Below are 26926 nucleotides of genomic sequence, written 5' to 3'. Positions count from 1 at the left end.
CCTATTCCCGCAACGATTGCGCGGCACCCGACGTTCGCGCCGCGCCTTCTCGCGATGCTTGCGCGATCCGCTCCGCCACCAACTCGGCAGAGAGGCCGAACGCCACCCGCTGGCGCGGCTGCGAATCGTGCTGAACCAGCACGCTCGGTATGCCGACGCGCTCGACGCGAATCGCGATGCCGCGATCCGAGTACCACTCTACGACCGCCGAGCCGTAGCCGCCTGCGAGCGAGTGCTCTTCGAGCGTCATGACGCAGTCGTGGGTACGGGCAAGCTCTTCGAGCAGACCCTCGTCGAGCGGTCGTGCGAAGCGAGCGTTCACGACGGTCGGCTTACGGCCGTTGTGGCCGCGCAAGGTCTCGAGCAGGTCGTACGCATCGAGGGCGACGTCCACGGTGTTGCCGAGCGCAAGGACCGCAACGCCCTCACCGCGCCGCAGCACCTCTGCCTTTCCGTGCTCTATCGGAGCGACCGCATCTTCGTGCCGCCCGGTACTCGAGCCGCGCGGATAGCGAATCGCCGCGGGACGGTCGAGCGTGAGCGCGTGCTCCAGCATCGGGAGCAGCTCCTCCTCGCAGCGCGGTGCCATGATCGTCATGCCGGGAAGTGCCCGCAAGTACGCGATGTCGTACAAGCCCATGTGCGTCGGACCGTCGTCACCGACGAGCCCCGCACGGTCCATGCAGAAAACGACGGGAAGCTCCTGCACGCAGACGTCGTGAACGACCTGATCGTACGCGCGTTGCAAGAACGTCGAATAGATGGCGCAGACCGGCCTCAGCCCTGCCGACGCGGCTCCGGCGGCAAAACAGACCGCATGCGCTTCGGCAATCCCGACGTCGAAGAATCGCTCGGGGAACTTCTTGCCGAACTTCGCCAGCTTCGTGCCGTCCGGCATCGCCGCGGTGATGCCGATGACGCGCGCATCTTTCGCAGCGACGACGTTCATCGCGTCGGCGAACGCGTCGGAGAACGTCGCGCGAGCGTTCGGCTTGACCTCGAGCTTCCCGTTCTCGACGTCGAATGCGCCGCATCCATGGAACGTACGCGAGTCCTTCTCCGCGGGCTCGTATCCTTTTCCCTTGACCGTGCGCACGTGGAGCAGTACCGGGCCCTCGATGCCTTTGGCGGTAGCGATCGCTTCGAGGAGTGCGTCGATGTTATGGCCGTCCACGGGCCCCATGTAGCGGAAGCCGAGCTCCTCGAAGATCACCGTCGTTTTCTCCGACGGTGAGACGAAGTGCATCGCACCCATCTCCGCCGCGGTGAACGCCTTGCGCGCCATGCGTCCGAAGGGAAGACGGTGCAGCACGTTCCTTGCCTTCTCGCGCGCAGCGTTCGCAAATCGCTTGCTGCGCAGGATCGAAAGATACGACGCGATCGACCCGACGTTCGGCGCGATCGACATCTCGTTGTCGTTGAGGATGACGATGAAGTTCGATCCGAGCTGCCCCGCATTGTTGATCGCCTCGTAGGCGAGCCCCCCGGTCAGCGCTCCGTCGCCGAGCACCGCGACGATCGTCTCGTCGCGGCCTGCGAGGTCGCGCGCAACCGCCATCCCGAGTGCGGAAGAGACGCTGGTCGACGCGTGGCCCGCGCCGAAGACGTCGTATTCGGACTCGCTGCGCATCGAGAAACCGGAGATTCCGCCTCCCTGGCGTAACGAGTGGAAGCGTTCGCGGCGGCCGGTGAGCAGCTTGTGCACGTAGGATTGATGGCTGACGTCCCAGATGATCTTGTCGGGTGGAAGATCGAGGACGCGATGCAACGCGATCGTCAGCTCGACGACGCCGAGATTCGGTGCCAAGTGACCACCGTTTCGCGAGCACGTGACGACGAGCATATCGCGTATCTCGCGCGCGAGAACGTCGAGTTGCGGCCGCGTGAGCGCCTTGACGTCGGCGGGTCGTTCAATGCCCTCGATAACCATCCGCCCTGCTTCCCCTCCAACGGCGCTGGACCTTGCGCAGCGGTACGCTTGCGCCGATTGCGCGGTGGGCCCCCAAGGAACCCTTACCCATCCGCCCGGAAGGAAGGCAAGTGAGGCCCGAGCAGAGCGGCCCGGCCGTGGTTCCGATCAAGAATCGGCGCATTTGGCGCGACCTCGCGCGCATTCTCTCGACGATTTTCAACCCGTTCCTCACGGCATTGGCGCTGTTCGTGATCTTGGCACACGTCGGAAGCCGCGACGTTCTGGGCTTCTGGCGCTTGCTGTTCCTCTCGACGTGCTTTACGTCGATCGGCCCGATGCTCTACGTTTTTCGGCTCTACGCGGTCGACCGCATCTCCGACCTCGACATGTCCGTGCGCCACGAGCGTGAAGCCATATTCAGCGCGTTCGTCGTCTTCTACTCTCTCGGCACGATCGCGCTGTATCTCGTTCACGCACCGCGCGTCATGATCGCTGCAATGCTGGGGTACACGCTCTCGACCATTCTCGTGCAGTTCATCACGCGGTATTGGAAGATCAGCACGCACGCCCTCGGCATCACGGCACCTCTCGTCGCCCTTATGCTGCTCTACGGCCGGCAGCCGCTTCCGTTTCTCGTGCTGATTCCGATGGTTTGCTGGGCGCGCGTCTACTTACGGGCGCACACGCTCTTACAGGTCGTCGGCGGCGCCGCGCTGGGTGCCGGAACCACGATTCTCTTCTTCCACCTCTTCCACATCACGCAGGTGGCTCCAGCGCACTAGGTGAGACGAGAAGGCCGGTTCACCAGCCGTCCGCGCGGGTACTGACGCGGGTTTGCCGCCAGCGAGCGCTCGTTCCGAGCAGGCCGGCGGCCCATACGAGAACGCTCAACGCTTCCCGCAGCGGCACGAGCCACGGTGCAGAACGGCCTGGAATGCGTAACACGCGATGCGCCCACACGTGCACCGCAACACGAAACGCGATGGCCGCCACGAAGAGTGCACCGGCAGAGAGAGCGGCCGGCGCGAAGATGAGGTTCAGCAGCCCCCACGTCATCGGGAAGGCGACGACCGAGCCGGCGTACCCCAAGGGACGCACGGCTCGAATCGTGCGCGCCCATCGAATCTCGCGCGCCAGCAACGCGCGTAACGTCCTCTCCGAGACGAGCGTCAACGGGATCGCGCTCGCGAGGGCGACGCGATAACCGCGGCGCGTCACCAGTTCCCCGAGCGCATAATCGTCCGCGATCGTGGCCCCGATCGCCGCGAGGCCGCCGACCTCGTCGAGCACCCGGGCGCGCACCGCCATCGTCGCCCCAAAGCAGTAGCGCAACGGCTGCAGCGCCGTTGCAACGAGGACCGACGGCATGAACTGATCGTTGACGAACATCGCGCCGAGGCGCGCGACAAGAGCCTGCGTCGCGCGCGCACCGTAGAGCGTCGTCGCAGCGCCGACCGCGGGGTCCGCGAAGGCGCTCGCGATGCGCCGCAGGTAATCGCGTTCGACCCGCATGTCGCTGTCGGCGACGACGAGGATCTCCCCCGTTGCCGACGGGAGCGCGGCGAGCAGATTCTCGATCTTCGGGTTGAGTACGTGCGCTCCGCCGCCGGCGACCACCGCGATCTCGCAGTGCGGCATCGACGCGCGAATCCGGCGCGCGACGTCCAGCGCCGGATCGTCGGCGTTCTGCGCGCAGAAGATCACCTGAAAGCGTGGATACTCCTGGTCGCAGAACGTGCGAAGGTTCTCTTCCAGCTCGGGCTCCAACCCCGCGAGCGGCTTCAGGATCGTCAGCGTAGGCAGCTCGCTGCCCTCGGCCGGCGCCGCAGCGCGCTTCGTCACGAGCCGGATCAGCGCAAAATCGGTATACAGAACGCTCGCGATCGCGAGAACGAAGAACAGGGCAGAGATCGCGAGCGGCACGTGCGTCATGCGGCGAGAGCGCCGAAGGTCACGAGCGCGATGCCGCGGCGCGCGATCGCATCCCGCACGCGAGAGCTGAGCAGCGCGTCGAACTCCTCAGCGCGCGCGTAACCGGCATGTGACGTCGCTGGGTGGAGGTAGAGCTCGCTTACGCCCTCCGGCAGCCGCGCGACGATCTCGAGAACGCGCTCCTCGTCGAGACGCCCCGTGTCGTTCAGGCCGAATACCGCATCGTTGGCAAGGACTCCGGCGCCGCGCAGACGTGCGCGCATGAGCGACGCCCACGGCCCGATCGCGATTGCGTTTCCTATCCCCGCCGCGGAGAGGTGGAACGGTTCGAACGGCACGCGCATCGCCTTCATACCGTGCGCTTTGCCGCTCTCGAGAATCATCGAAAAGAGCGTCGGGTGAACGTGCATGTGGTTGTGCGCGTCGACGTGATCGAGCGGCAAGCCCGTCGCTGCGAAAGCGTCGAACTGCGCCGCGATCTCGTCGCGAAGCTGCGCGCGCGCGCGCGAAGATGCGAAATAGCGCACGCCCGCGCGTACCAGACGGGAATCGAAGAGGCCCCGGCCGTCGACGAGATCGGGGACGCGCGCAGCGGGCAGCACCGGGCGTGCGTTCGTGAGCGCGACATGCAGACCGATTCCCAGCCTCGGCATACGGCGCGCGCGCTCGACGGCATCCGCCGCGGCGGGTTCGCCGACCATGAGGCTCGCAGCCGTCAAGACGCCCTCGCGATGCGCGCGCTCGACCGCTTCGTTGATCTCGAGCGAGGCGCCGAAATCGTCTGCGGTCACGACGAGTTTCTTCACACGACTCCTGCGATCACCGCGGCACCGAGGGCGGCGCAGCGCGGGCCCTCGCGCGCCAGCCAAAGCCCCTCTTTCCACAAGAGCGGATTCGCGAAGGCGCGCACGGGATGCAGCCAGGCCGGGGACAGCTCGCGAGCCGGCGTGTCGAGAACGACGCGGATCACGCCGACGCGCGGCGCGATGATGAGCCCGCTCTCCATGTCGACCGCCGCGTACCCTTCTCGTGCCCATCGCTCTCGCTGGGCGCCGTGCACGACCGACGCGCTCGTGAGTAACGACGCAACGACGGGCTCGCAGCCGAGTTTGCGCGCCGCAACGGTGAGCTGCAGCACGAGCGCGCGGTCGCAGACGAGCTCCTCGCCGTTCGGCCGTCGCACGCGGTCGGCAACGATCACGGTACCGGTCGGCAAATCGACGCGCAGCCCACCGGCGAGACCGCAGGAAATGACGATCGTGCCGAGTCCTTCGGGATCGCAGCGCGAGAAGGCGACGCCGCACTCGACGACGCGCACGTGCGGTGCCGCGTGACGGACGGCACGCGCCTCGAGGCTCGTCGCCGCAACGACTACCGGGCGTTCGCGCGATACCATGCGACCGCGCGCGCAAACGTCTGCCCCGCAGGCTCCGGTTGGCCCAAGCCGAGCGCGTTGCGCGACGCCTGCGCGTCGACGAACATGCGCTCCCGCGACATGCGTACGCCCTCCAGCGGCACCACCGGCTCGGCCCCAGGCTGCAGATAGCGGCAGCGCAGTTCGTCGCACCAGCCGGCGGCGAGCAGTACGCCGTACGGAATGCGCACGCGCGGATTGCGACGCCCGGTCGCGCGCGCGAGAAGCGCCCAGATATCTTCGAAGGTGAGATTCTCGCCCCCGATCACGTAGCGCTCGCGATCGCGTCCGCGCTCGAGCGCCGCGACGTGTGCGCGCGCGACGTCCTCGACCGCGACCACGTTCATGCCGCCGCGCGGCGGTGCAACGCCGATCTTCCCGCATGCAAAATCGAGGACCAGCTTCCCCGTGGGAGTCGGCTTGGCGTCGCCGGGACCGATCGGCGCCGTCGGCAGCACGAGAACGACAGGCACGCGCGCTGCGAGCGCCGCGCGTTCTTGCTCGACCTTCGAGCGATGGTACGCGGATCCGTTCGTTGCGTGGGCGTGCAGCGTCGCGGAGCTCGACGTCACGACCGCGCGCTCAACGCCTGCGATGCGCGCCGCCTCCAGCAGCCCGGCGGTTCCGAGCACGTTCACGCGATGCATCATCGCGCGTGCGTGTGGCGCAAAGGAGTACAGCGCCGCGCAGTGCACGACGTACCGGCAGCCGTCGAGAGCACGCGCCAGCGCCCCCGGCTGCGCGAGATCGCCGACGACGGTTTGCGCGTCGAGCTTCGTCTCCGCGGATCGCACGAGCGCGCGAACGTCGTAGTCCGCGTCGCGGAGGACGCGCAAAACGTGGCTCCCGACGAAGCCCGTGGCGCCGGTGAGGAAAACCGTCGGCGGCATGAGTCAGTGCGCGAAGGCTGCGCGGATACTCTCCTTGAGCGATCCCACGGTTCGCGTGACGGCCGTGGGCTCGTACCCGCAGTGCGCCATGCAATTTTCGCACTTGTCGTTGCGGCCGCGGCCGAACTGCGACCAGTCCGTCTCCTCGAGCAGCTCTTTGTACGTCTTCGCGTATGGAGCGTCGCTCATGAGATAGCACGGCCGCTGCCAGCCGAAGACCGTATAGCAAGGAATGCCCCACGGGGTACATTCGAAGTCGACCTTCCCCTCGAGGAAGTCGAGGTAGACGGGGCTGTGGTTGAGGCGCCACTTCTTGCGCTTGCCTTCGCCGAATGCCTCGCGGAAGATCTTGCGCGTCTGCTCCACGCCGAGAAAGTGCTCCTGATCCGGAGCCTTCTCGTAGGCGTATGCCGGCGAGATCTGCATCATGTCGACCTTGAGCTCGTCGTTCAAGTAGTCCAGCACCGCGCGAATCGACGCCGGATCGTCCTGGTTGAAGAACGTCGTGTTCGTGAAGACTCGGAAGCCGCGCTCCTTGGCGATCTTGATCGCCTCGACGGCCTTGTCGAAGACGCCGTCGCGACAGACCGACTCGTCGTGCCGGTCGCGCAGACCGTCCATGTGGATCATCCACACGAATCGGATGCTCGGCTTGAACCGATCGATCTTCTTCTTCAGCAACAGCGCGTTGGTGCACAGGATCACGAACTTGCCGCGCTTCACGAGCGCCTCTACGATCTCCGGCATCTGCTCGTGCACGAGCGGCTCGCCGCCGGCGATCGAGACGATCGGCGCGCCGCACTCTTCGACGGCGGCAATGCATTCGTCGACCGAGAGCCGCCTGCGCAGGATATCGTCGGGATGCTGGATCTTCCCGCAGCCGGCGCAGGCGAGGTTGCACTGCAAGAGCGGCTCGAGCTCCAGGACGACCGGATATTTCTTTTCGCCGCGAAGGCGCTTGCCGAAGATGTACTTCCCGATTGCGATCTTCTGCGCTAACGGCATGCTCATGCTTCTGTAGTTGCCCCCGGAGGCCGAGGCCCCTGCGAAAAGGCCCGGATTGGGCTAGTTGGCGTTCCCTCGGCTGCGGGGGCTAGCGGTGAAAGAGGACGGTGAGGATCGTCGTGATCCAGGACGTAACGATCATTCCCGTCAGCCACATGAACCGCTGGTCCCCATATCAAGACGCAGATCGCGGAAGTCCGATGCGACGCTCTCTCGAAAGGCTTCGATTTTCCGGTCGAGGCCGTCGATGAGCTGCACGAGCTTCGCGTTCGTTGAAGATCAGCCGGCCAGTCCTAGCGAAACAGAACGGTCGTTATGTCGGCGGCTCCTTTGGATCGTTGGACTAATCGTCGTTTCCGTCATCCTTCCGTTTGCGAGACGCGTTCTCACGCATTCACAGGTTTGTGAGGTGGTCTGCGAGGCGCTGCAGGCTCTGCGTCCAACCTCCGTTTGAAGCGTTTTCAAGCAATCGTCGAGGCGATCGAAGCGCGATTCCCAGAAGCGCCGGTATTCGCGCGTCCAGAGGCGATCATTTCTACGCGAGGGATGAGACGCGCGGCGCTCCCTCGACTGCATTCGAGATGACACCGCGTTCGTGCAGCGCCGCGTCGTTCGCAAGCGCCATCAAGGGAAACACGTGGCGATACAAATGATAGTTGATGTAGAAGTCCCGCGGGAAGCCCGTGCCCGTGTAAAACGGCTCTTCCCAAGTTCCGTTCTTCAGCCGCTCCCGAAGATACGACACGCCACGCCGACATGCGTCGTGCGTGCGCAGGCCCGCGAGTTGGAACGAGAGCACCGCCCATGCGGTTTGCGAAGGCGTGCTGTTGCCGACGCCAGCGAACGACTCGTCGACGTACGAATGACAGGTCTCGCCCCAGCCGCCGTCGGCGTTCTGCCGCTCGACGAGCCACGCGACGGCGCGCTGCACCATGTCGTCGCCCACGCGCAGCGCGGTGAGCGCGGCGATGGTGCACCACGTACCGTACACGTGATTGACGCCCCAGCGCCCGAACCAGTTGCCGCCCGGTTTTTGCGTCGCACGCAGATACGAGAGACCGCTCGCGACCGCGGGATCGTGCCCGTCACTGCCCAGACCGGCGAGCATCTCGAGCACGTGCGCCGTGACGTCTTCGGTCGGCGGGTCGATGAAGGCACCGAAATCGGCAAAGGGGAGCCGGTAGAGCAGCTCGCGATAGTTGTCGCGATCGAATGCCGCCCACGCGCCGTTTGAAGAGCGCATCGCAACGACCCATTTCCGCGCCCGCTCGAGCGCGCCGCGCACCTCGTCCTCCTCGCCGCCGCGCAGCAACGCGAGAACGACGATGGCGGTGTCGTCGATGTCGGGATAGATGTCGTTGTGAAACTCGAACGCCCAGCCGCCGCACTCCGGCGCGTCTTTACAGCGAATCTGCCAGTCGCCGCTTCCGGTGATCTGCTCGTCGAGTAGCCAACGCACCGCGCTGCGAATCGATGGATGCGAACGTGGCACGCCCGCAGCACGCAACGCGAGGACGGCCCACGCCGTATCCCAAACCGGTGACATGCACGCTTGCAGGCGCCAACCGTTGCGCTCGTCCTGCAGCGAGAAGCCGCTCAGCCCATCGAGCCCTTTGCGCATGACCGGATGATCGAGCGTCATGCCTTCGAGGTTGAGCGCGATCAGCGAGTAGACCCACGGCGGCTGAATGCCGCCCCATCCGCCGTCGGCTTCCTGACGCTCGACGATCCACTGCGTGAGCCGGTTGCGCGCGACCCGGCGACCGGGTTTCACCGGCGATCGTTCGTACGACTTGAGCACGAGCTTGTCGAGCCACCAGAAGAATCCCGTGCCTTGCACGCGGTGCAGCTCGCCCTCGGTTCCCTCGACGATCACTTCGCCGAGCGGAACGCCGAGATCGCGCGTCGGCCGGTGCGAAATCACCACCGCGAGCGGCGCAACGGTGCCGCGCGCCCAGCATGCGTAGTCGTACAGATTGAAGGGAATCTGCGGCGGGAGGAAGACCATCTCCGGCGGCATCGTCGGAATGCCGTCCCAAGGATACTTGCCGAAGAGCGCAAGCCAGATCTTCGTGAAGACGCGTGCTCGCGCCGCGCCGCCGAGATCGAGAATGACGCGCAAGGCCTTGCGCATGGGCGTCGAGTTAGGATCGACGCCGAGAACCTTGAGCGCCGCATACGCCTCGATCGTCGTGCTGACGTCGGCCGGCGCCTCGTAGTAGAGCCCCCACGAGCCGTCTTCTCGCTGGTTGCGCAGAACGTGCGCGATCGCACCTTCGCGAATCGGATCCAGGCTAACGCCGAGAAACCGCAGGAGCAAAACGTGCTCCGCGGTCATCGTGACGTTCGTCTCCAGCTCGCCGAACCACCAGCCCTCCGGGGACTGCCGCTCGAGGAGCCACGAGATCGCGTCGGGGACGCGAACGCCTGGGGTCATCCCGTCATGATGCGACGCGCAGCTGCGAATCCGCTGCGTACCGCCGACTCCATGGTATCGGGCCAACCGGTCCTCGTCCACGAGCCGGCGAGGGCGAGATTCGCGAGGGAGGTCTCGGGGCCGGGCCGCACGGCATCCGGCGGCGCGGAGAACGTCGCCTCGGGATTGCGGGTGACCGCGCCGCGCTCCAGCCGAGCGCCGCGCATTGCGGGAATCGCCTGCACTTCGTCCCAGGCGAGGCGGATGACGTCCTCGCTCGAGCGGCGGTAATGCGCGTCAGCGGCGCTCATGCTGCAGCACAGATATCCTTCGCCTTTGCGAAAGACCCATTGCACCGGTGAATCGACGAGCGCCGCAAAATCGAATCCTTCGACGCGCTCGGGGTGAGGCGACGCGTAGCGAAGATGAACGTCGACGATTGGGTGCGGCGTGAAGACCTCGAGCGGAGGCACTCCGTAGCGCGCGGGTTCGCGGAGCAGCCGGTGCAGCTGCGGAGGCGTCAGCGCGAGAACGAACGCATCGAATTCTCGCCGCTCGCCGGACGTCGTGACGAGGCCTTCGAGGCGCGTTGCGTCCGCGTTCGTTTCCAGCGATGCAACCGACGTCGAACGATGCACGCGTGCAACGCGCGCGGCGGCAGCGTCAGCGATGTGCGCGAGCGGAACCGTCGAGAAGCCGAAACGCGCGGCGCCGGCATCGCCCAAGAATGCCGTGCGCAGCGTGAAGAGCGCCTCGCTCGCGTCCATCTCATCGAGCGCTACGTTCAACGCCGGCACGAAGAACGGCGTCCAGAATACGCGAATCGCTTCGTCGCTCTGCTTGCGGCGCCGCAGCCACTGCGCGAACGTCTCGTTCCGCGCGTCGCCGTTTCGCGCCGCTGCGGCGAGAGCCCGCGCGACGTCGATCTTCGATCGGATGCCGAGAGCGCCGAACCGCGCGAAGGATGCGAGGAGATGCCAGGGTGCCGGAAGCCGCGCAGCACGCAGGCGCGAGGTGCCGTCGCGCGTGACGACGAGCGCATCGAAGCGCTCCTGCAGGGCAAGCCGATCGCCCATGCCCGCGCGCCCCACGAAGGACTGAAAGTCGCTGCAGCATCCGAGGAAGACGTGCTGGCCGTTGTCGACTTCAACACCGTCGATCTCGAACGACGTCGCGCGCCCGCCAAGCAATCGGCTGCGCTCGAACAGCTCGACCTCGTATCCTGCGTCGGAGAGTTCCAGACCCGCGGCGAGGCCCGCGAGACCACCGCCGACGACCGCTACCGAACGGCGAGCCACGACCGCACGACCACGCGCAGCTTCGCCGTCGCCGACAGCGAGACGCGCTCGCGCAGTGGGCGCGCCGGGTCGGCGACGATGCGATCGAGGATGCCGCGATAGATGCCGGCCATCGAACGGACGCAGACGCCCGCTCGGTGCGGAATGTACTGCACGACGGCCAGTCCCGTCGAGTACAGCGCGAGCGCGCGTTCCGCCTCGAACGCAACGAGCTCGTTCCACCCGGCGACGCTGTTGCCGTCGCGAAAGACGCTTCTCTCGATCCCGAAACGCTCGCGGTCCTCACGCGGAAGATAGACGCGCCCCATCGCTGCATCTTCACGCACGTCGCGCAGCATGTTGATGAGCTGGAGCGACACCCCGAGCTCTTCCGCCCGGTCGAGCGCTTTCGGATCGCTAAAGCCGAAGATGCGGACGCACATCCGGCCGACGACGGCCGCCACGAGCCGGCAGTATCCGCGCAGCTCGCCCCACGTCGCGTACTCACGCGGCTCGATATCCATCTCGACCCCGTCGATCAGCCCCTGCAGCTCGTTCTCCGGGATGCCGAAACGGTCGACGGCCCGCGAGAGCACGTGCATCACGGGATCGGCATAATCGCCGTGCACGCACCGGTGCACGCGATCGCGCTGTGCGCGCAGACGCGCCGCGAGATTCTCTCGCGAGCGCCGCTGGTCGTCGACCTCGTCGTCGATCTCGCGCGCGAACGCGTAAAGCGCGTAGATCGCGATCCGCTGCTCGCGCGGCAACGAGATGAACCCCCAATAGAAATTCTTCGCTTCGGAGCGCGTGATCGCCGAACAGTAGCTCTCGGAGAGCGCGATGTCGAGCGCGTTCTCGTTCCCCGTCAAGGAGTAGCTGCGCTCCTCAAACATGCGCGAGGGTTCCTAGGAGCAGCGCGACCTTGGCAAGCGTCGGCACGCGAGGGCGGGCGGCATCGCTCCGGTAGCCGGATCGCTCGACCGCGCGTACGATCGCGAGGCCACCGAGCCGGTACAACGAGAGCTGCCGCCGCAGCGCGCGCGGAGCGAGACGCTCGAGCTCGCAGCCCGACGCGAGCAGGCTTCGCGCGCGCTCGCAGTGCGCGCGAACGGCGCCGGCAACGCCCGTCGCACGCACCTCCGCTTGAACCAAGTAACTGCGGCCCTTGGCCAAATCCCACGTGACGTCTTGGGCAAAGTTCGCGAGCTGCAAACCGATGCAAACGTCGTCGGAGAGCCGTTCCATGTGCGCGTTCGCGATGCCGAAGGCCGCCAGCACCATGCGGCCGACGGGCGCAGCCGAGAACGTGCAGTACTCGCGCAGCGACTCCCACGTCTCGTATCGCGTCGTCGTCTGATCGCGCAGATTCGCTTCGATGAGGTTCGCAAACGGCTCCCTGGAGAGTCCGTAGTGCTCGACGGTTTCGCGCAACGCGACGAGCACGGGGTGCACGGGTGCCTCACCGGCGAAGAGCGCTTGCACCTGATCTCTCCACAGCTCCAACCGCGCGATTGCGGCGCCGCCGCTTTCGTCGCCGTAGTCGTCGGTCGTGCGGCAGTACGCGTAGATTCGCATGAGGTCGATGCGGAGCCGGCCCTTCGGCAGCCCCGAGACGATGAGAAAGTTCTCGTAGTGCTTTCGCGTGAGCAGCCGGCAATACGCATCGGCGGCCTGCAGCTCGGCGTATTCGCTCACGTGGACGGCTCCGCCCGACGCAACCGCGACGTCGTGCGCAGCGCCCGCAGCGTCGCGGATCCGGTTGCGAACATTGCGATGCGCAGCGTCGACGTGAGCTCCCATGCGAAGCTCTCCGCCTCTTCTTCGCCGCGTGCGGCCGTACGTAAGAAGGCGCCGGCGATTCCGACCGCGTCAGCGCCGAGCGCGATTGCCTTTGCGACGTCGATGCCATCGACGATCCCGCCGCTCGCAACGAGCAATGCGCCGGGAGCCGCCTTCCGCGCGCGTGCCAACGCCTCTGCCGTGGGGATGCCCCAGCCGGCAAACGCGGCTGCTACGTTTCTGCGGCGGGGCTCGTCCAGCCGCTTGCGCTCGACCTCACTCCACGAGGTTCCGCCGGCGCCGGCGAGATCGACCCCGCGTACGCCGGCATCCAGGAGCCGCACCACCTCGTCGGGCGCAATGCCCCACCCTACCTCTTTCACCACGACGGGCGTTTCGAGCGCCTCGCAGAGTCGCGCGATCTTTTCGAGCAAGCCGGAGAAGCACGTGTCTCCTTCGAGTTGCACCGCCTCCTGGACCGCATTGAGGTGGAGCACGAGGGCATCTGCGCGCAGCATCTCGGTGAGACGCCTGCAGTCCTCGACACCGTAGCCGCGATTCAACTGCACCGCTCCGATGTTCGCAAGCAACGGCACGTCTTTCGCTTCGTCGCGAACGTCGAACGTGTCGAGCAGCTCCGGATGCTCGAGCAACACGCGCCCCGATCCGACGCCCATGCCGAGCCCGCACCGCTGTGCCACGCGCGCTAACCGCCGGTTGATCTCGCGCGCCTCGCCGGTTCCGCCCGTCATGCACGATATGAGCAGCGGCGCGCGCATCGCCCGGCCGAAAAGCGACGTACTGCAATCGACGTCCTCGAGATCGATTTCCGGCAACGCGCAGTGATCGAAGCGCCAGCGTTCGAAGCCGCTCGTCACGCCCTTGGCGGCAACGTCCTCCTCGACGTTGATGCGAAGGTGATCGGCTTTGCGCGCGGCCGTCGCGTTAGCGAGATCGGTTTGCAACATAAAGCGCCATCTCGCGGAATGCGGAAAGGAATCGCGCCGGCACGTCGCACGAGGCGACCACGGAGACCGATTTCTGCGCGAACTGTAGCGGCGCGTCGCGCGTCAAGCACGCTCCGCCCGCGTCGTCCAGGAGTGCACGAATCTCGCACGTCGCCTCATCGCTGCGTTCTGCAAATGCGCGCAAGAGGCGGCGTTGCGCGGCCGGGGGGAGCGCGTGATAGGCAGCGACGAGCGGAAGCGAGGCCTTGCGCCGTCCGACGTCACCGGCACTCGATTTTCCCGTGACCGCAGAGTCGCCCCACGTGCCGAGCCAATCGTCGCGCATTTGGAAGGACAGGCCGAGCAGATATCCGGCTCGCCGAAAACGGCGCACCGTCGCGAGCGGTGCTCCGGCCGTCAACGCGCCCATTTCGAGGGCCGCACCGAGCAACGCCCCGGTCTTCGCACGCACCATGCGTAGGTATGCGCGTACCGGGATCTGCACGCGACCCTCGAGCGCCAAATCGAGACACTGACCCTCGACCACCTCCAGCGTTGCCGTGGAGAGCGCGCGAACGGCGCGCAGCGTGCGCTCCGGATCGACGCCGCTCTCCGTCAGAACGCGAAACGCGAGCGCGTGCAGTGCGTCGCCCGCGTTGATCGCCTGCGCGACGCCCCATACCGCCCACACCGTCGGACGTCCGTGCCGGTCGCGATCGCCGTCTTGAATGTCATCGTGCACGAGCGTGAAGTTGTGCACCCACTCGACTGCCGTCGCCGCGGGGATCGCGTCGCCGGCCTCGCCGCCGCACGCTTCACACGCCCACAGGCACAGACTCGGGCGCACGAGCTTCCCCGTGACGGCCCGGCGCTCGCGGCCCACGTCGTCGAGCCACCCGATATGATATCCCGACATGCGACCCGTCATCGACTTCGGCGCAAGCGTTTCTTCGCGCATCGCTTCGGCGACGCGCGGCGGATAGGTCGTAAGGATCGACGGCAGCGCGTCGACCGGTGTCGATGCTAAAGGCGTACTCAAGAGTTCGTTCCCAAAGCGAGGAGGGAGCTTTCCGTTCGACGGCAGGATGCGCCTGCCGCCGTCGTTATGCCGCCGAACGATCGAGCGCGGCGTACTCCTCGTCGGTCAAGCGCAGCGCCGCGACGGCAACGTTCTCTTCGAGATGCTGCAGCGATTGCGTTCCGGGAATCGGCAACGTCACGGGTGCGTGGTGCAGAAGCCACGCAAGCGCCACGTCGTATGCGCTCGCACCATGTGCGCGCGCAATCGCGTCGATTCCTTCGTGCTTACGCACGTCGCCGGCGTCCAGCGGAAACCACGGGATGAACGCTAGGCCGTGCTGCGCGCAGTACGTCAGCACCGGCTCGCTCGCGCGATCACCGACATTGTACCGGTTTTGAACGGAGACGACGGGCACGATGCGCCGCGCTGCTTCGAGGTGCTCGACGTCCACGTTCGAGAGCCCGACCTGCCGGATCTTTCCCGCAGCTCGCATCTCCGCAAGCACGCCGACTTGGTCCTCCCATGGGACGTTCGGGTCCACCGCATGCAATTGATAGAGCTCGATGCAATCCAGCCGCAGGCGGCGCAGACTGCCTTCGAGACAGCTCTTCAACCGCTCCGGCCGGCAATCGCGCGCCCATTCGCCGGGTCCGCCTCGCGTGAGCCCTCCCTTCGTCGCCACGACCACATCTGCGGGGTAGGGGTGCAACGCCTGCGCGATGAGCTCTTCGCTCACGTCGGGGCCATACGAGTCTGCGGTATCGATGAAGGTCACGCCGAGCTGCACCGCGCGGCGCACGACCGCAACGGCGTTCTGCGGATCCGCCGGCGGTCCCCATACGCCGGGGCCGCACAGACGCATCGCCCCGAAGCCGACGCGATTGACGACGCGATCGCCCAGCACAAGCGTTCCTGCTGCCGATGCCGGCTTAGCCGGCGAGTGCCGCGATGCTTGCATCGAATGTCTCCCTGTCACCCGTCGTGACATAGTGCGTTGCTCCGCTTTCAACCGAAATGCCTGCACGCTCGGCGGCGAGCGCAACTCGGCTTGCTTGTTCGATCGCGGGGTCGATGCGCGCTACACCGGTGCCGACGTAGCGCGCGAACGTCGCGTCGAGCAGCGGGTAGTGCGTGCAGCCGTACACGAGCGCATCGATCTCACGCGGCACGCTCGCGCACAACGCGGAAACGGCCGCCTCGACCTCGGTCGCGCCCGCGCCCGACTCGACGAGCGGAACGAGGCGCGGTGCGGCGATCTCCGTGACGCGCGCATTCGCGATGCGCGCGCGAATCGCGCGCGCGTATGCTCCGGAGCGCACCGTCGCCGTCGTTGCGAGCACGGCGACGCGGCGGCAGCCTGCGGCTTCGACAGCGCATGCCGCGGCATCGATCAGGTCGAAAATCCGCGCGCGGGAGATCGGCCACCCGTAGTCGTTGGCGATCGAGCAGCTCGTGTTGCAGGCCATGGCGATGAGTTCGCAGCCGTAATCGTTCAACCACGCGACGTTGGTGCGGAGCAGCTCGCGGAGTTCGTTCACGTTCTTGTCGCCGTACGGCACGTGCGCCTGATCCGCAAAGTAGACGAGGTCGGCTTGGGGAAGCCGTTCGCGCAGGCGTCGCAACACCGTCAGGCCGCCGAGTCCGGAATCGAAAAGACCGATCACTGGCCGGGAGGCGGCGTTGCCACGGGATTTTCGCGCGCGTACGTTTCGATGCCGTCGGCGATGGACTCCGCTACGCGCTCGCGCCACGCCGGCGATACGAGCTTGGCAAAATCGCTCGCATTGGTGATGAACGCGGTCTCGACGAGAACGGCCGGCATCCGCGCGTGCAGCGTCACGTACAGTTTGCTCTTGACGATGCCGTCGTTACGCATTCCCGCGCCGGCCGCGATGGCGTTCTCGACGTCGCGAGCGAGCGGAACGTCCTCCGGCTTCGAATAGAAGCTCGTCGTACCGTTGGGCCCGGGATCGGGCGCATACGCGTTGACGTGAATCGAGACGAACATCCGAGCGCCGTTGTCGTTGGCAACGTCGTCGCGTGCTTGGAGTTCGTCGCGATCCGAGGCGGCGGAACCATCGACAGCGATATCGGTCGTGCGTGTCAAGCGCACCTGCCACCCGCGGGCGACGAGAACCGCGCGCAGACGTTGCGCGATGTCTAGGGTGAGCGTCTTCTCCTGGACGCTGCCGCGCACGACGCCCGGATCGTTGCCCCCATGGCCGGGATCGATGACGATGAGCCGCGGATTCGTCGCAACGTACTGCGGATGGTATGGAGCGGGCGTCAGCAGAGCGGTGGCGGCCGGCGCGGGCGTTGGTGGCAAGGCCTGCACCGAGGCGGCAACGAGACTGCCGATGCTGCCGCTGCCCGCACGCGGCGCGTCGAGCGCGGCCGCACTCCCGATGACGATGCGCACGCCGGTTGCCGACGGAACGACGGTGAGCGCAGCAGGGTCCGCCAGCGAAAGGGCGACGCGCACCGTGTCCGGCGTGTCTTGGTGTACGCGAACGCCGGTGACGCGCCCGATCCAGCGATCGTCGCGCGGTGGCGCGTCCAAGCGCGCGCCTTCCACGTCTATCCAGAAGCGGTTGTCCGGCGGCGGCAAGTGATGCCACGCGTAGCGCGCGTCGCCGGCAATCGCGATCGCCACGGTAAAGCTGCCGGTAGCGGGGATCACGTCGACTGCCGTCACCTGCGTGCCCGACGGCCGCGGTGCCGGGATCGTTGCGTGCACGCTAGGACGAGCGTTGCCGGCAACCGAGACGCTGAAATCTCGCCCGTCGTCGCTGCGCGACGCGCCAAGACGCGCTCCGGCAAGCAGGTCGACAGTAATGAAGGTACGCGTCGACGGCACGCGCCCGACCGAGCGCACGGCGACGTCGCGCACGCCGCCGCCGCCGACGGGACGCGTACCGGAAACCGTCGAGCCGACGCCGTCGAACGCGTAGGTTACCTGCCGCGGCGCTTGGCGCACGACGCGCGGACGCAAGGGCATTGCGGCGACGGCGACGATCGTCGTGCCGGCGCCGCTGCTGCGGACGTCGAGCGACGAGATTTCCGGTTCGAGCACCAGCGTGCGGCCTTGCGGAGCCGAGCCTAAGGCCAGCGCGGAGAGGAGCGGAGCAGTCGGGAGGAACGGCACCCCGGCTTTGAGGTACGGCGCGAACGGGGCCTGAGCGCTCACGCTTCCGGCTTCGTATCGCCGGTCGCCGACCGTGAACGTGACGAGCTCGTGACTCGCCGTCGTAACGATGACGTCGCGCCGGCCCCGGCGCCACGTAAGCGTCGCACCGATCGCGCGCAGAACGCCGCGCAGCGATGCGTCGTTCACCGAGACGAACGCAGCGTTGACGATCCGCAGCTCGCTCGCGTTGCCCGCAGCGCGCGCCGCACAGCAGGTGCCGGCGACGAACGCGAGAGCGGCTGCGACGCTACCAATCCGAGCGGCGCAGCGGCGTATCGAGCTCAAGACTTCCGTGTGGGAGCGTTTGCAACCGGCGTCCGTCGACGGTCACTTGGACGGCATCGATGCCGCGGATGCCCGTCAGCGTGTAGACGAGCGCTTTGAACTCGCCGTTTTCACCGAACGTACCGGCTTGATGCGTCACCTCACTCGAGAGATCGACGTCGGCGTCGGGGCCCGCGACCGTTACGGCGTTCACGTGCGTCCCGCTGGGAAAGCGGATCGCTCGTACGTCGCTCGGTGGTCCCGTGACTGCCTGGATGGCAGCGTAGAGCGCGCGATACTGCAGATATTGCGGCGAGCTCTCGTTCGGTTCTCTCGGGCGCTGCGAGATCGTCCACGCTCCGAGCGTCGAGCCGTCGAGCTTCGTATAATAGACGGTGAGCAGTCCCGTTGGCGGTGGCGGACGAAACAGAAAGAACCAGCACACGTATGCGACCACCGCGAGAAGCACGAGTAGCGCGACGATACGGGGGGCCTTCACGCTAGCGTTCTTCTACGCCGTCTCGCTCGTTCTTTCTTCCGCAAGCAACGCAGAGGCGTCGCGAAGAAAGCGCACGACGAGCACCGCGATGTCGTCGCGCTGCTCGACGCCGCTCAACGTACGGCGCACGATCGCCTCAGCGGGGCGGTCGCCACCCTCCTTCGTCACGGTCTCCGCGACGGCACGCAACCGCTGCTCGCCGCGCACGACATCGCGATCGAACTCGGTGATGCCGTCGGTGTAGAGGACCAGAACGCAGCCGGCAGACGCACGACGCGTGAACGTCCGCGCAGCGGGGTCGATCGTTATGCCGAGCGGCGCCCCGCCTTTGGGGAGATAGACGGACCCTCCCTCCGGCGTCACGAGCAACGGCGGCGGATGTCCAGCGCTCGCGTACGAGATCTCCCGCGTCTGCGGAACGATGAAGCCGCACAGCGCGGTCACCAGAGTTTCGGTGCGCAGCCGCAAGACCTCGTTTGCGCGCGTGAGAATGACCGATGGATCTCGCTCGTGCAGCGCCATGGAAAGAATCGTCTGGCGAACGCGCGTCATGAGGACCGCTGCGGCCACGCCGTGTCCGGCGACGTCGCCCATCGAGAAAAAAACGCGACCGTCCGGGAGAGCGAAGACGCCGTACCAGTCGCCGCCGACTCTCGCCTGCTCGACTGCCGGCGCGTAGAGCGCGTCGAACGAGAGATTCGGGACGTCAGGCAGCGGTTCGACGAGAAAGGACTCTTGCAGCGCTGCAGCGATGCGGCGCAACCGCTCGTATTCATCCGCCTGCGTCGACAGAGCCCTGCTGAGCCGCATCTGCACTCCCGCGTAGAAGACCAGCGCCAATGCAAGCACAACCCCAAGAACTCCGCTTCCGATCAAGATGCGATGCAGATCGAGGCTAGCCTCGCGGTCGGCCGCATCGGCGAGCCTGTTCACTGCCGCGCTGGTGAGGGTCGAGAGCTCACGAAAACGATCGATCTGCCTTTTTCCTTGCAACTCCAAGGCATGCCGGTCGGCGCGATTGCGGCGCGCGACGATCGGCAGAGCAACGCTGGTAATCCACCGCTCGTTGAGCGCTCGCTGCTCGTGCACCACGGAGACGAGCGGCGACGCTAAACGCTGCAAGCGACGCTCGAGGGTCGCAAAGGCGCTCGGAAGTCGCGCGCGCGCCCGACGGAACGGAAGGAGAAACGAGCGGTCGCCGGTGAGCATAAAGCCGCGCAGGCTCGTTTCCTCGTCGATCTGCAAGCGGAGGACGAGCGCGCGATCGATCTCGGCCGCGCGCATCGCCTCCCCTCGCACGATCATGTGTTGGACGCTTGCCTGAATCAGCGCGACCGCGAGGACGAAGGCGACCAAAAGGAACGCAGTCGTCACTACGGATGTACGTAGGAGGATGCGGCCAAGCCGCGAGCGTGGAAGGCGCCGCAACGGAAGCACTTTCGGAGCCTTCCGGCGGGAGGGACGTCGGCCCTGGCGATCGCACGTTTGTCTGCGTCGAACGGCGGGAATAGGATCCTGTTGAGCCTTGTGACCGATAGTAGTGATCTCGGCCCCCTTTCCGCCGCGCTCCGAGAGAGCGTGGAGCGTTTTGCAGCTATTGCCGATGCGATGCCGCAGCTCGTGTGGGTCGCCTTCCCGGACGGACGCGTCGAGTATTACAATCGCCGCTGGGTCGCCTACACCGGTCTCACGACGGAAGAGACGAATCACGAATACGGCAGCGCGAAGGGTACGGTCCATCCCGACGATCTGCCGCCGATGTGGGAGCGCTGGACGAATGCGCTTGCCGGCGGCACGGCGTACGAAATCGAGTACCGCCTGCGCGAAGCGGCTACCGGGCTCTACCGCTGGTTCATCGCACGCGCGACGCCGGTCCGCGACGAGAATGGCGCGATCTTGCGATGGATCGGCACCTGCACCGATGTCGACGATCAGCGTCGCGCGCGCGATAGCCTCGCGCTGACGGCACAGGCCAGCGAGATTCTCTTCGCGTCCTTCGACGTCGAGAAAGCGTTCGTGGGGCTCTGCGAGTTGATCGTGTCGCGCGCTGCAGATATCGCGCTCGTGCTTCTCGCCGACGACGACGGGCGTCTACGTCCCGTTGCGACCGCGCATCGCGATCCCGAGCGCGGTCGCATGGTGGCGAGCCTGCGTGGAGAGCGTGTGCTCACGCCGGACGCCGAACGCAACGAGTGGCAGAGGTTGCGCGAGGGAAGACCGCGCGTGATCGGCGATCTCAACCTGGAGGCGGGACGCGGTCAGCTTTGGCCGTATCTGGCAACCGCCGTCGCTCCGCTCCACCCGCGCTCGTCCCTGACGATTCCGCTGCACGCGCGCGGCATCACGTTCGGTGGGCTGTACCTTTTCTACGGCGACGGTACTCGCATGCTGGACGAGCGCGACGTGCCGGTCTTCGAGGATATCGGCAGACGGGCGTCGATCGCCATGGAGAACGCGAAGAGCTTCGAGCGAGAACGCAGGATTGCCGAGACGCTGCAGCGCGCGGCGCTGCCGCTCGCGCTCGCGAGGTTGCCCGGTCTGCACCTCGACGCCATCTTTCAGCCCGGCGCGGAGGAGGCGGAGATCGGCGGCGACTGGTACGATTCCGTCCTGTTGCGCGATGGTTCGCTGCTCGTCGACATCGGCGACGTCATGGGACGCGGCATCGGCGCCGCGGCGATCATGTCGCGGGTTCGCCAGATCATCGCCGTGGCGGCGCTGTACGAACGAGACCCGTCGGCGATTCTCGACGCGGCCGATCACATCGTGCGCCAAGGCTTCCCCGATCTTCTCATCACCGCATTCTGCGGAATCGTGAATCCGGAGCGCACGCTCATCCGGTACGCAAATGCGGGTCATCGTCCGCCGTTTCTACGACGGCGCGGCGAGATCGTCGAACTGCAATCGACGGGGCTTCCGCTCGGCGTGCGCAACGCGGCTTCCTCCGAGACGAAGAGCGCGTCCCTCGGCGGCGCCGACCTGCTCGTGCTCTACACCGACGGCCTCGTCGAGGATCGCAAGACGCTGCTCGACGGCGAAGAGCGTCTGCGCGCCGTGATGCGTAGCGACGCCGTGCTCCACGCGCGCTCGCCCGCGTCGTTCATCCGCGACGCCTGCGTGCGCGAGGACCGCAGCGACGACGTGGCGATTCTCACCATGCGATTCAGCGATCAGGAAGGCTGGACGTTCACGGCCGAAAATGCGCAGGCGGCGAACGACGCGCGAAGCGATTTCGTGCGCTATCTTCGGATGCACGTGAGCGACGAGAGCGCCATCGAATCGGCGGAGCTCGTTTTCGGAGAACTGATCGGCAACGTCGTCCGGCACGCAAGCGGCGGCATCGACGTTCATCTCGAGTGGCATGGCGAGCGTCCCATGCTGCACGTCATCGATCGCGGCGCGGCGTTCGGGCGAGGCGCCGGTCTGCCGAACGACCCCTTGAGCGAGGGCGGGCGCGGACTCTTCATCGCCCAGCAGCTGAGCGATCGCCTTGCGATCGAGCACGTGCGCGGGTACGGGAATCACGTTGTCGCGGAGCTGCGCCTCAGGCGCGGTACGTAGCGCTTCGCAGAAGCTACGGAATCTCGCGCGGCCGCTCGAGCGCCGGATCCCAATGCGCGAGCGTCGCCTCGGCGTCGTAGGTCGACTGGAAGAAGTCGAGTACCGCACCGTCGGGGTTCGCCGACGCGCGCACCACTTCATACGGTAGCACGAACTCCTTGAGCGTTGCGTTCCATGCGGCGGTCGCGGGCGCGACGGCCGCCTCCGCGAAGCCGGTCGGCTGGGGATAGGCGTACGCGTAGAAGAGCGCTTCCAATCCGAAGCCGCCGGGCCAGAAGCCGACGCTGTGATCCTCGTGCGAGTAGGCTTCGCGGGTCGCCCAATCCGGCATGTTCGGAAATCCGCCCGGATGCGGCGGAGCCGGTCGGCCAGAGAAGCGCGCCGTGGCGAGATCGAAACTTCCCCAAAAGAAATGCACCGGGCTCGCCTTCCCGAGGAAGCGCGCACGAAACGTCTTACAGAGGCGATCCGCGAAGAGCAACGCGTGCGCAAAGCGCTCGACGTAGCGCGGGTCGTACGACGCGTGCACGGTATCGTTCTCGAAGGGAATCGCATCGGGAACCTCGTTCGGCTTCGTATTGATCCGTACGTCGATGCCGATCGCGCGCAGCTCTTGCATCAGGCGCTCGTAGAACGCCGCAACACTCATGGGACGCAACGCGAAGGCTCGTTGCGCTCCGTTGCTGTGGTCGATCCGCAGCTCGTGCGAAACGAAATCGAACGAGATTTCGAACTGCCCGCCATTCGGAGCGGACATCGTCGACGTCGTGAGGCCGCGCGGCGTCACGTACAGCGTCACGTTCCACCAGTGGTTGACAAGCGGTTCCCGCTTCAGGCGCACCTTGCCGACGATCTGGGTCCACAAGTGCAGCGTGTCGAGGCTCTCTCTCCACTCGTCGTAGACGAGCGCTGGCAGGTTTTGCATGAGACTCGTGCTTCGCTCTCCGTCCGCAAGACCCAGGGGAGGGTGGAGTAAGGCATGCCGCGAAGCATCGTTAGGAGTTCCTAAATGAGGTCCCTCTTCATTCTTCTCGCCGTCGTCGCGGCGACCGCGATGCCCCTCCAGGCCCTGGCTGACGCCGATGCCGCTCTCGCCGTGCCTGCGGCGGCGGGGCTCCAGCCGCTGACCGGCCCTCTTCCGGTCTCGACGCCGGCGCCGGGCGAATCGCGCCTCTTCCGCCGGCCCGACGGTTCGTACCAAGCCGTCCCGCAGACTCGCGGCCGAACCGCGACCTTCCACCTCGTCGAGCGCGCCGCGCCATGGACGCTGAAACCCGGACTCACCGTCATGGCCAATACGTACAACGGCGTCGTTCCCGGGCCGGCGCTGGTCGTGCGCCAGGGCGAAAGGCTCGTCATCGACTACACGAACGACGATGCGGTTCCCGACTCGATTCACATGCACGGCATTCACGACATCCCGGTTTCGATGGACGGGGTCGCGGGAATATCGCAACCGCTCGTTCCGCGCGGCGGGCACTTTCGCTATACGTTCGTCGCCGACACGCCTGGCACGTTCATCTACCATACGCACGACGACGAGGCGATGCTCGATTCGGGACTCTACGGGGCGATCATCGTGGAGCCCGCGCATCCGCGCCAGGTGGAGCGCGGGCTCGGCGGCGATTTCTTGGAAGTTCTCTCTTCGTGGATAATTCAGAGTACGAGCGAGAACCACTTCACGATCAACGGCAAAGAGTATCCGGCGACGCAGACGATGGACGTTCATCGCGGAGAGCGCTTTCGAATCCGGTGGATCAACATCTCGGGCGAAGAGTTTCACACGATGCATACGCACGGTCACTATCAGCAGATCATCGATCGTGACGCGCAGCCCGTACCCTATCGCGACATGCAAGACACGGTGCTGATCGGGCCAGGGCAGCGCGCCGACGTCGTCGTTGACGCGAACGCGCAGCCGGGAACGTGGCTCGTACACTGCCACGTACTGGACCATATCGAGGACGCACACGGTAGAGCCGACGGGCTCATCACGGCGATTCACTATGCCGGCACGCCGAACACCCTGCGCAGCATGGGGCCGGCAATGATGCCCGCGATGCAGGCGCAGAGCGGCGGGCGCCGGCGCCTTCCCTTCTGGATGACGGTCCTGCTGGGCGCGATTGCCGGCTTCACGATCTTCCTCGGTTTGCCGATCGCGCGAGCGCAGCGCTTGCAGCCGTCGACCGTGGCGCTGCTCAACGCACTCGCTATCGGAATCTTGATCTATCTCGTCATCGAGATCGCGCAGAACGCCATCGCACCGATTCGAGCTGAGCTCGCGCTTTGGCACGCAGGAGGCGCCGCATTTCCGTTCGGTCTCGTCTGCGTCTTCGTCGCAGGTTTGGCACTCGGCTTGATCGGCCTCGGAAGCGGCGCGCAGATGCTGGCGTTTCGCGCTGCTGCGGCAACGAGCGCGGATCACCCTATGGTGCTCGCCTCGCTCATCGCGATCGGCATCGGCGCGCATAATCTCGGCGAAGGCCTCGCCATCGGCGCTTCGGCGTCGTCCGGTGCGACGGCGGTGGCTCTCGCGTTGATCGTCGGATTCGGCTTGCACAACGCCACAGAAGGCTTCGGCGTCGCTGCGCCGCTGATCGGACGCGTCGTTCCCAGCTGGGGACAGATCGCCATCGCCGGTCTCGTTGCCGGTGGGCCAACGTTCGTCGGCACCATCGTCGGCTACGCCTTCAACTCACCCTTTCTCTCGGTATTCTTTCTTGCGATCGCAGTCGGCGCGCTTGTCTTCGTCATCGGAGAGATGTGGTCGGTGCTTCGCCGCACCGGCCTCTCCGCGGCGGCCACCGCGATGATGACGCTTGGATTTCTCCTCGCCTTCGCAACCGAGCTCTATCTCGACCTGAACGGCGGCTGACGCCCGCCTTTCGCCCACACCGGCGCCGGCAAGAGAGAAGCAGCGATGGCCCAATCGGTCTATCGCTTAGCCTTCGGTACGCCGGCCTCCTTGCCTAGCGGTAGCTTGCTTCAATAAGATCATAGTAGCCTCTCCATGCTAGTTATAACAGGCTAGTAACTCGTCCTTTGCCCGCAAGCCGGGGCAAGGAGGCTCCTTCCCATGGCCACACGCGTTGCGTTTCTCATCCTTGCCGCCTCGGAGCTCGCCGTACTCGACGGTGGCGGCATGCCCAACCGGCGGTGGTGGGGGCTGATCCTAACTCGGTCCAGGACGGGGGTGGTGCTACGGCAAGGGCCGGCCCACCGCCCCGTGAAAGCGAGTTGCCTGGCATGAGGCATCGCACGGAGGCTGCGGCCGGGTCGGCACAGCGCTCCTCGCTCGCCGCAAGGATAGCGGCATCCTGGGACGCCGGACGCTTTCGCGAAGCGGCGGCGACGTACGATCGTGAGGCCGGCAAGAGGCCGCCCCCGCACGCTGCGCTCTTTCGCGCACGCGCCTATCTCAACGAAGACGACGCTCCGGCCGCGATCAAGCTGCTGGACGGGATCGCGACGAGCGACCCCGCCATCGCAGCGCGGCGCGACCTGTTCTTGGCATCGGCGCACGCACGCGTCGGCCACTACGACGTCGCGGACGAGCTCTTCGGCGCCGCTTACGCTGCAGCGCGGCTATCCTCCGACCGCGAGCTTGCGAACGACGTCGTCTATTATCGGGCACAACGGTACCTTTTCGAGCGACGGCCCGATGCGGCGCGCGCTCTTCTTCCCGAAGCACGGGCACTCCACACCGTCTTCGCCGAACTGCGCACGCTGCACCTCGAGAGCTTCATTCTCGATCAGGAAGGAATGCATCACGATCAGGCGCGCGTCCTGATGCACGTGCTCTCCCGCATCGATCCTAACAGCCTTGCGTTCGTGGAGATCCGCGCGTGGGCGACGAACACGCTCGCGACGCTCGCCCGAGAACTGTACCTGCCCGAAGCTTTGAGCGAGATCGAACGCCAGCTCGGGGGGACGCAGTGGCCTGACGATTTCGACGATCGCCGCTTCCAAACGCTCAAGGCTCTCGGCTGGGCGTGTGCGTTGCGCGGCGACTATTTCAACGCGTTTCGCTTCTTGCGTCTGTGCTCGCGCAAGGCGACGAGCGATGCCTGGCGGACGGTCGCCGCCGCGGAGCGTGCCGAGCTCGCGCGCTGCAACGGCGAGCCCTTGTGGTCGCGCCAGGAGTTGGCCGAAGCGGAGGAATACGCCGCTGCCGTCGACTGGAACGCGGTACGCGACGAGGCGCGCCTCGTGCTCCTTCTCCTCGCGGAGTTGTTCGTTCCGATCGACGCGGCAAAGGCATCGTACTATCAAGCGCGCTTCAACGACGCCGGCGGAATCGAGGGCCGCAACCATCACCTCACGAGCGATCCGCGCCTGGGTGCGCTCGCCGGATACTCCGCGGCGATCGTCGATCTGGCGACGGATCACCGCAAGATCGCCATCGATCTGTTGAAGAAGGCGCTGGCGACGTTCGGCTCGCACGCCTACGATTGGAGGGCCGGCCGGTGCGCGCTGCGCCTGTACGAGGCAACGCGAGAGATTGCCTACCTCGACGCCGCGCGCGAACTCCTGCGCCATTACGCGCAGAGCTGGCTCGGAGACGAGCTGCGAAAGCTTGCCGAGCGCCCCGTTGCCCTACCGCCGATGCAGGCCCGCGTCTTGGAACAGCTGCGCAAAGGTCTCTCCACGGCCGAGATCGCGACTGCGCTCGGCCGCAGCGAGTTCACCATTCGCAACCACATCAAGCTGATCTTCAAGGCGTTCCAGGTCAATAGCCGCGCCGCTCTGATCGCAAAACTTTCCGGATCCCGATAACGAAGGCGACGAGCGCCGCCAGCCATCAGTCCCACATAGACGC

The 26926-nt window shown here is 66.3% G+C and carries 22 protein-coding genes; 4 read left to right on the top strand and 18 right to left on the bottom strand.

All coding sequences use genetic code 11. From position 1 onward, the window contains the following. Position 1: 1 nt before the first annotated feature. Complete coding sequence (gene dxs, locus VMV82_00835) at positions 2 to 1930, bottom strand: 1-deoxy-D-xylulose-5-phosphate synthase (GenBank protein ID HUY40101.1); 1929 nt, start codon at positions 1928 to 1930, stop codon at positions 2 to 4. 110 nt (positions 1931 to 2040) lie between these two features. Here dxs and VMV82_00830 point away from each other — a divergent pair, with 110 nt between their 5' ends. After that, positions 2041 to 2694 (top strand): phosphatase PAP2 family protein, encoded by a 654-nt coding sequence (locus VMV82_00830; protein ID HUY40100.1) that lies wholly within the window; start codon positions 2041 to 2043, stop codon positions 2692 to 2694. A 19-nt stretch (positions 2695 to 2713) separates the two neighbouring features. Here VMV82_00830 and hpnI read toward each other — a convergent pair whose 3' ends face one another. From hpnI to VMV82_00750, 16 genes are all read right to left on the bottom strand, one after another. Then, a complete protein-coding gene (gene hpnI / locus VMV82_00825; GenBank protein ID HUY40099.1) occupies positions 2714 to 3844 on the bottom strand; it encodes a bacteriohopanetetrol glucosamine biosynthesis glycosyltransferase HpnI in 1131 nt (376 codons plus the stop codon). Further along, the gene (hpnK, locus tag VMV82_00820) at positions 3841 to 4635 is read right to left on the bottom strand and encodes a hopanoid biosynthesis-associated protein HpnK (GenBank protein HUY40098.1); all 795 of its coding nucleotides are present in this window, start codon (positions 4633 to 4635) and stop codon (positions 3841 to 3843) included. The genes hpnI and hpnK overlap by 4 nt, the downstream gene beginning before the upstream one ends. An 11-nt stretch (positions 4636 to 4646) precedes the next feature. Beyond that, positions 4647 to 5240, bottom strand: a complete 594-nt coding sequence (locus VMV82_00815) for a hypothetical protein (GenBank protein ID HUY40097.1) — start codon at positions 5238 to 5240, stop codon at positions 4647 to 4649. Further along, positions 5216 to 6148 carry an NAD-dependent epimerase/dehydratase family protein gene (locus VMV82_00810; GenBank protein HUY40096.1) on the bottom strand — a complete coding sequence of 311 codons (933 nt, stop codon included), beginning with the start codon at positions 6146 to 6148 and terminating at the stop codon, positions 5216 to 5218. Before VMV82_00810 ends, VMV82_00815 begins: the two co-directional genes overlap by 25 nt. 3 nt (positions 6149 to 6151) lie before the next feature. Next, positions 6152 to 7159 carry an adenosyl-hopene transferase HpnH gene (gene hpnH, locus VMV82_00805; GenBank protein ID HUY40095.1) on the bottom strand — a complete coding sequence of 336 codons (1008 nt, stop codon included), beginning with the start codon at positions 7157 to 7159 and terminating at the stop codon, positions 6152 to 6154. Positions 7160 to 7688: 529 nt separating this feature from the next. Next, positions 7689 to 9590: a squalene--hopene cyclase gene (shc, locus tag VMV82_00800; protein ID HUY40094.1), complete on the bottom strand. Its 1902-nt coding sequence runs from the start codon at positions 9588 to 9590 to the stop codon at positions 7689 to 7691. Beyond that, positions 9587 to 10867 carry a hydroxysqualene dehydroxylase HpnE gene (gene hpnE / locus VMV82_00795; GenBank protein ID HUY40093.1) on the bottom strand — a complete coding sequence of 427 codons (1281 nt, stop codon included), beginning with the start codon at positions 10865 to 10867 and terminating at the stop codon, positions 9587 to 9589. Before hpnE ends, shc begins: the two co-directional genes overlap by 4 nt. Beyond that, on the bottom strand, positions 10849 to 11742 hold the full coding sequence (locus VMV82_00790) for a squalene/phytoene synthase family protein (protein HUY40092.1): 894 nt from the start codon (positions 11740 to 11742) through the stop codon (positions 10849 to 10851). The genes hpnE and VMV82_00790 overlap by 19 nt, the downstream gene beginning before the upstream one ends. Continuing rightward, positions 11735 to 12544 (bottom strand): squalene/phytoene synthase family protein, encoded by an 810-nt coding sequence (locus VMV82_00785; protein HUY40091.1) that lies wholly within the window; start codon positions 12542 to 12544, stop codon positions 11735 to 11737. The genes VMV82_00790 and VMV82_00785 overlap by 8 nt, the downstream gene beginning before the upstream one ends. After that, entirely contained in the window at positions 12541 to 13596 is a 1056-nt protein-coding gene (fni, locus tag VMV82_00780) for a type 2 isopentenyl-diphosphate Delta-isomerase (protein HUY40090.1), read from the bottom strand. The genes VMV82_00785 and fni overlap by 4 nt, the downstream gene beginning before the upstream one ends. Further along, entirely contained in the window at positions 13574 to 14614 is a 1041-nt protein-coding gene (locus tag VMV82_00775) for a polyprenyl synthetase family protein (protein HUY40089.1), read from the bottom strand. The genes fni and VMV82_00775 overlap by 23 nt, the downstream gene beginning before the upstream one ends. A gap of 64 nt (positions 14615 to 14678) precedes the next feature. Then, positions 14679 to 15554, bottom strand: coding sequence for an aldo/keto reductase (locus tag VMV82_00770; protein ID HUY40088.1), 876 nt, complete (start codon positions 15552 to 15554; stop codon positions 14679 to 14681). Then, entirely contained in the window at positions 15526 to 16260 is a 735-nt protein-coding gene (murI, locus tag VMV82_00765) for a glutamate racemase (GenBank protein HUY40087.1), read from the bottom strand. Before murI ends, VMV82_00770 begins: the two co-directional genes overlap by 29 nt. Next, positions 16257 to 18068: an N-acetylmuramoyl-L-alanine amidase gene (locus VMV82_00760; protein ID HUY40086.1), complete on the bottom strand. Its 1812-nt coding sequence runs from the start codon at positions 18066 to 18068 to the stop codon at positions 16257 to 16259. Before VMV82_00760 ends, murI begins: the two co-directional genes overlap by 4 nt. After that, positions 18031 to 18546, bottom strand: coding sequence for a GerMN domain-containing protein (locus VMV82_00755; GenBank protein ID HUY40085.1), 516 nt, complete (start codon positions 18544 to 18546; stop codon positions 18031 to 18033). The genes VMV82_00760 and VMV82_00755 overlap by 38 nt, the downstream gene beginning before the upstream one ends. A gap of 12 nt (positions 18547 to 18558) precedes the next feature. Further along, positions 18559 to 19920: a SpoIIE family protein phosphatase gene (locus VMV82_00750; protein ID HUY40084.1), complete on the bottom strand. Its 1362-nt coding sequence runs from the start codon at positions 19918 to 19920 to the stop codon at positions 18559 to 18561. A 204-nt stretch (positions 19921 to 20124) separates the two neighbouring features. Here VMV82_00750 and VMV82_00745 point away from each other — a divergent pair, with 204 nt between their 5' ends. Beyond that, a complete protein-coding gene (locus VMV82_00745; GenBank protein HUY40083.1) occupies positions 20125 to 22107 on the top strand; it encodes a SpoIIE family protein phosphatase in 1983 nt (660 codons plus the stop codon). 13 nt (positions 22108 to 22120) lie between these two features. Here the strand turns inward: VMV82_00745 and VMV82_00740 are convergent, their stop codons facing one another. After that, positions 22121 to 23032 carry a DUF5996 family protein gene (locus VMV82_00740; GenBank protein HUY40082.1) on the bottom strand — a complete coding sequence of 304 codons (912 nt, stop codon included), beginning with the start codon at positions 23030 to 23032 and terminating at the stop codon, positions 22121 to 22123. 84 nt (positions 23033 to 23116) lie between these two features. On the opposite strand from VMV82_00740, the gene VMV82_00735 reads away from it, so the two are divergent. Together VMV82_00735 and VMV82_00730 are read left to right on the top strand one after the other, a co-directional pair. After that, complete coding sequence (locus VMV82_00735; protein HUY40081.1) at positions 23117 to 24982, top strand: multicopper oxidase domain-containing protein; 1866 nt, start codon at positions 23117 to 23119, stop codon at positions 24980 to 24982. A 371-nt stretch (positions 24983 to 25353) separates the two neighbouring features. Further along, complete coding sequence (locus VMV82_00730) at positions 25354 to 26883, top strand: LuxR C-terminal-related transcriptional regulator (protein ID HUY40080.1); 1530 nt, start codon at positions 25354 to 25356, stop codon at positions 26881 to 26883. The last annotated feature ends 43 nt before the right edge of the window (positions 26884 to 26926 follow it).

This window comes from Candidatus Dormiibacterota bacterium, from assembly GCA_035532035.1.
GTDB lineage: Bacteria > Vulcanimicrobiota > Vulcanimicrobiia > Vulcanimicrobiales > Vulcanimicrobiaceae > Tyrphobacter.
The sequence above is the reverse complement of the archived record's forward strand: the minus strand, read 5'-3'. Positions and strand labels throughout refer to the sequence as shown.

Bases quoted from the DNA above. Each gene is read 5' to 3' on its own strand.
- VMV82_00735 (HUY40081.1), top strand. From the start codon at position 23,117: ATGAGGTCCCTCTTCATTCTTCTCGCCGTCGTCGCGGCGACCGCGATG.
- VMV82_00790 (HUY40092.1), bottom strand. From the start codon at position 11,742: ATGTTTGAGGAGCGCAGCTACTCCTTGACGGGGAACGAGAACGCGCTC.
- hpnI (HUY40099.1), bottom strand. From the start codon at position 3,844: ATGACGCACGTGCCGCTCGCGATCTCTGCCCTGTTCTTCGTTCTCGCG.
- shc (HUY40094.1), bottom strand. From the start codon at position 9,590: ATGACCCCAGGCGTTCGCGTCCCCGACGCGATCTCGTGGCTCCTCGAG.
- fni (HUY40090.1), bottom strand. From the start codon at position 13,596: ATGTTGCAAACCGATCTCGCTAACGCGACGGCCGCGCGCAAAGCCGAT.
- dxs (HUY40101.1), bottom strand. From the start codon at position 1,930: ATGGTTATCGAGGGCATTGAACGACCCGCCGACGTCAAGGCGCTCACG.
- VMV82_00730 (HUY40080.1), top strand. From the start codon at position 25,354: ATGAGGCATCGCACGGAGGCTGCGGCCGGGTCGGCACAGCGCTCCTCG.
- VMV82_00815 (HUY40097.1), bottom strand. From the start codon at position 5,240: ATGGTATCGCGCGAACGCCCGGTAGTCGTTGCGGCGACGAGCCTCGAG.
- VMV82_00740 (HUY40082.1), bottom strand. From the start codon at position 23,032: ATGCAAAACCTGCCAGCGCTCGTCTACGACGAGTGGAGAGAGAGCCTC.
- VMV82_00770 (HUY40088.1), bottom strand. From the start codon at position 15,554: ATGCAAGCATCGCGGCACTCGCCGGCTAAGCCGGCATCGGCAGCAGGA.
- hpnH (HUY40095.1), bottom strand. From the start codon at position 7,159: ATGAGCATGCCGTTAGCGCAGAAGATCGCAATCGGGAAGTACATCTTC.
- VMV82_00810 (HUY40096.1), bottom strand. From the start codon at position 6,148: ATGCCGCCGACGGTTTTCCTCACCGGCGCCACGGGCTTCGTCGGGAGC.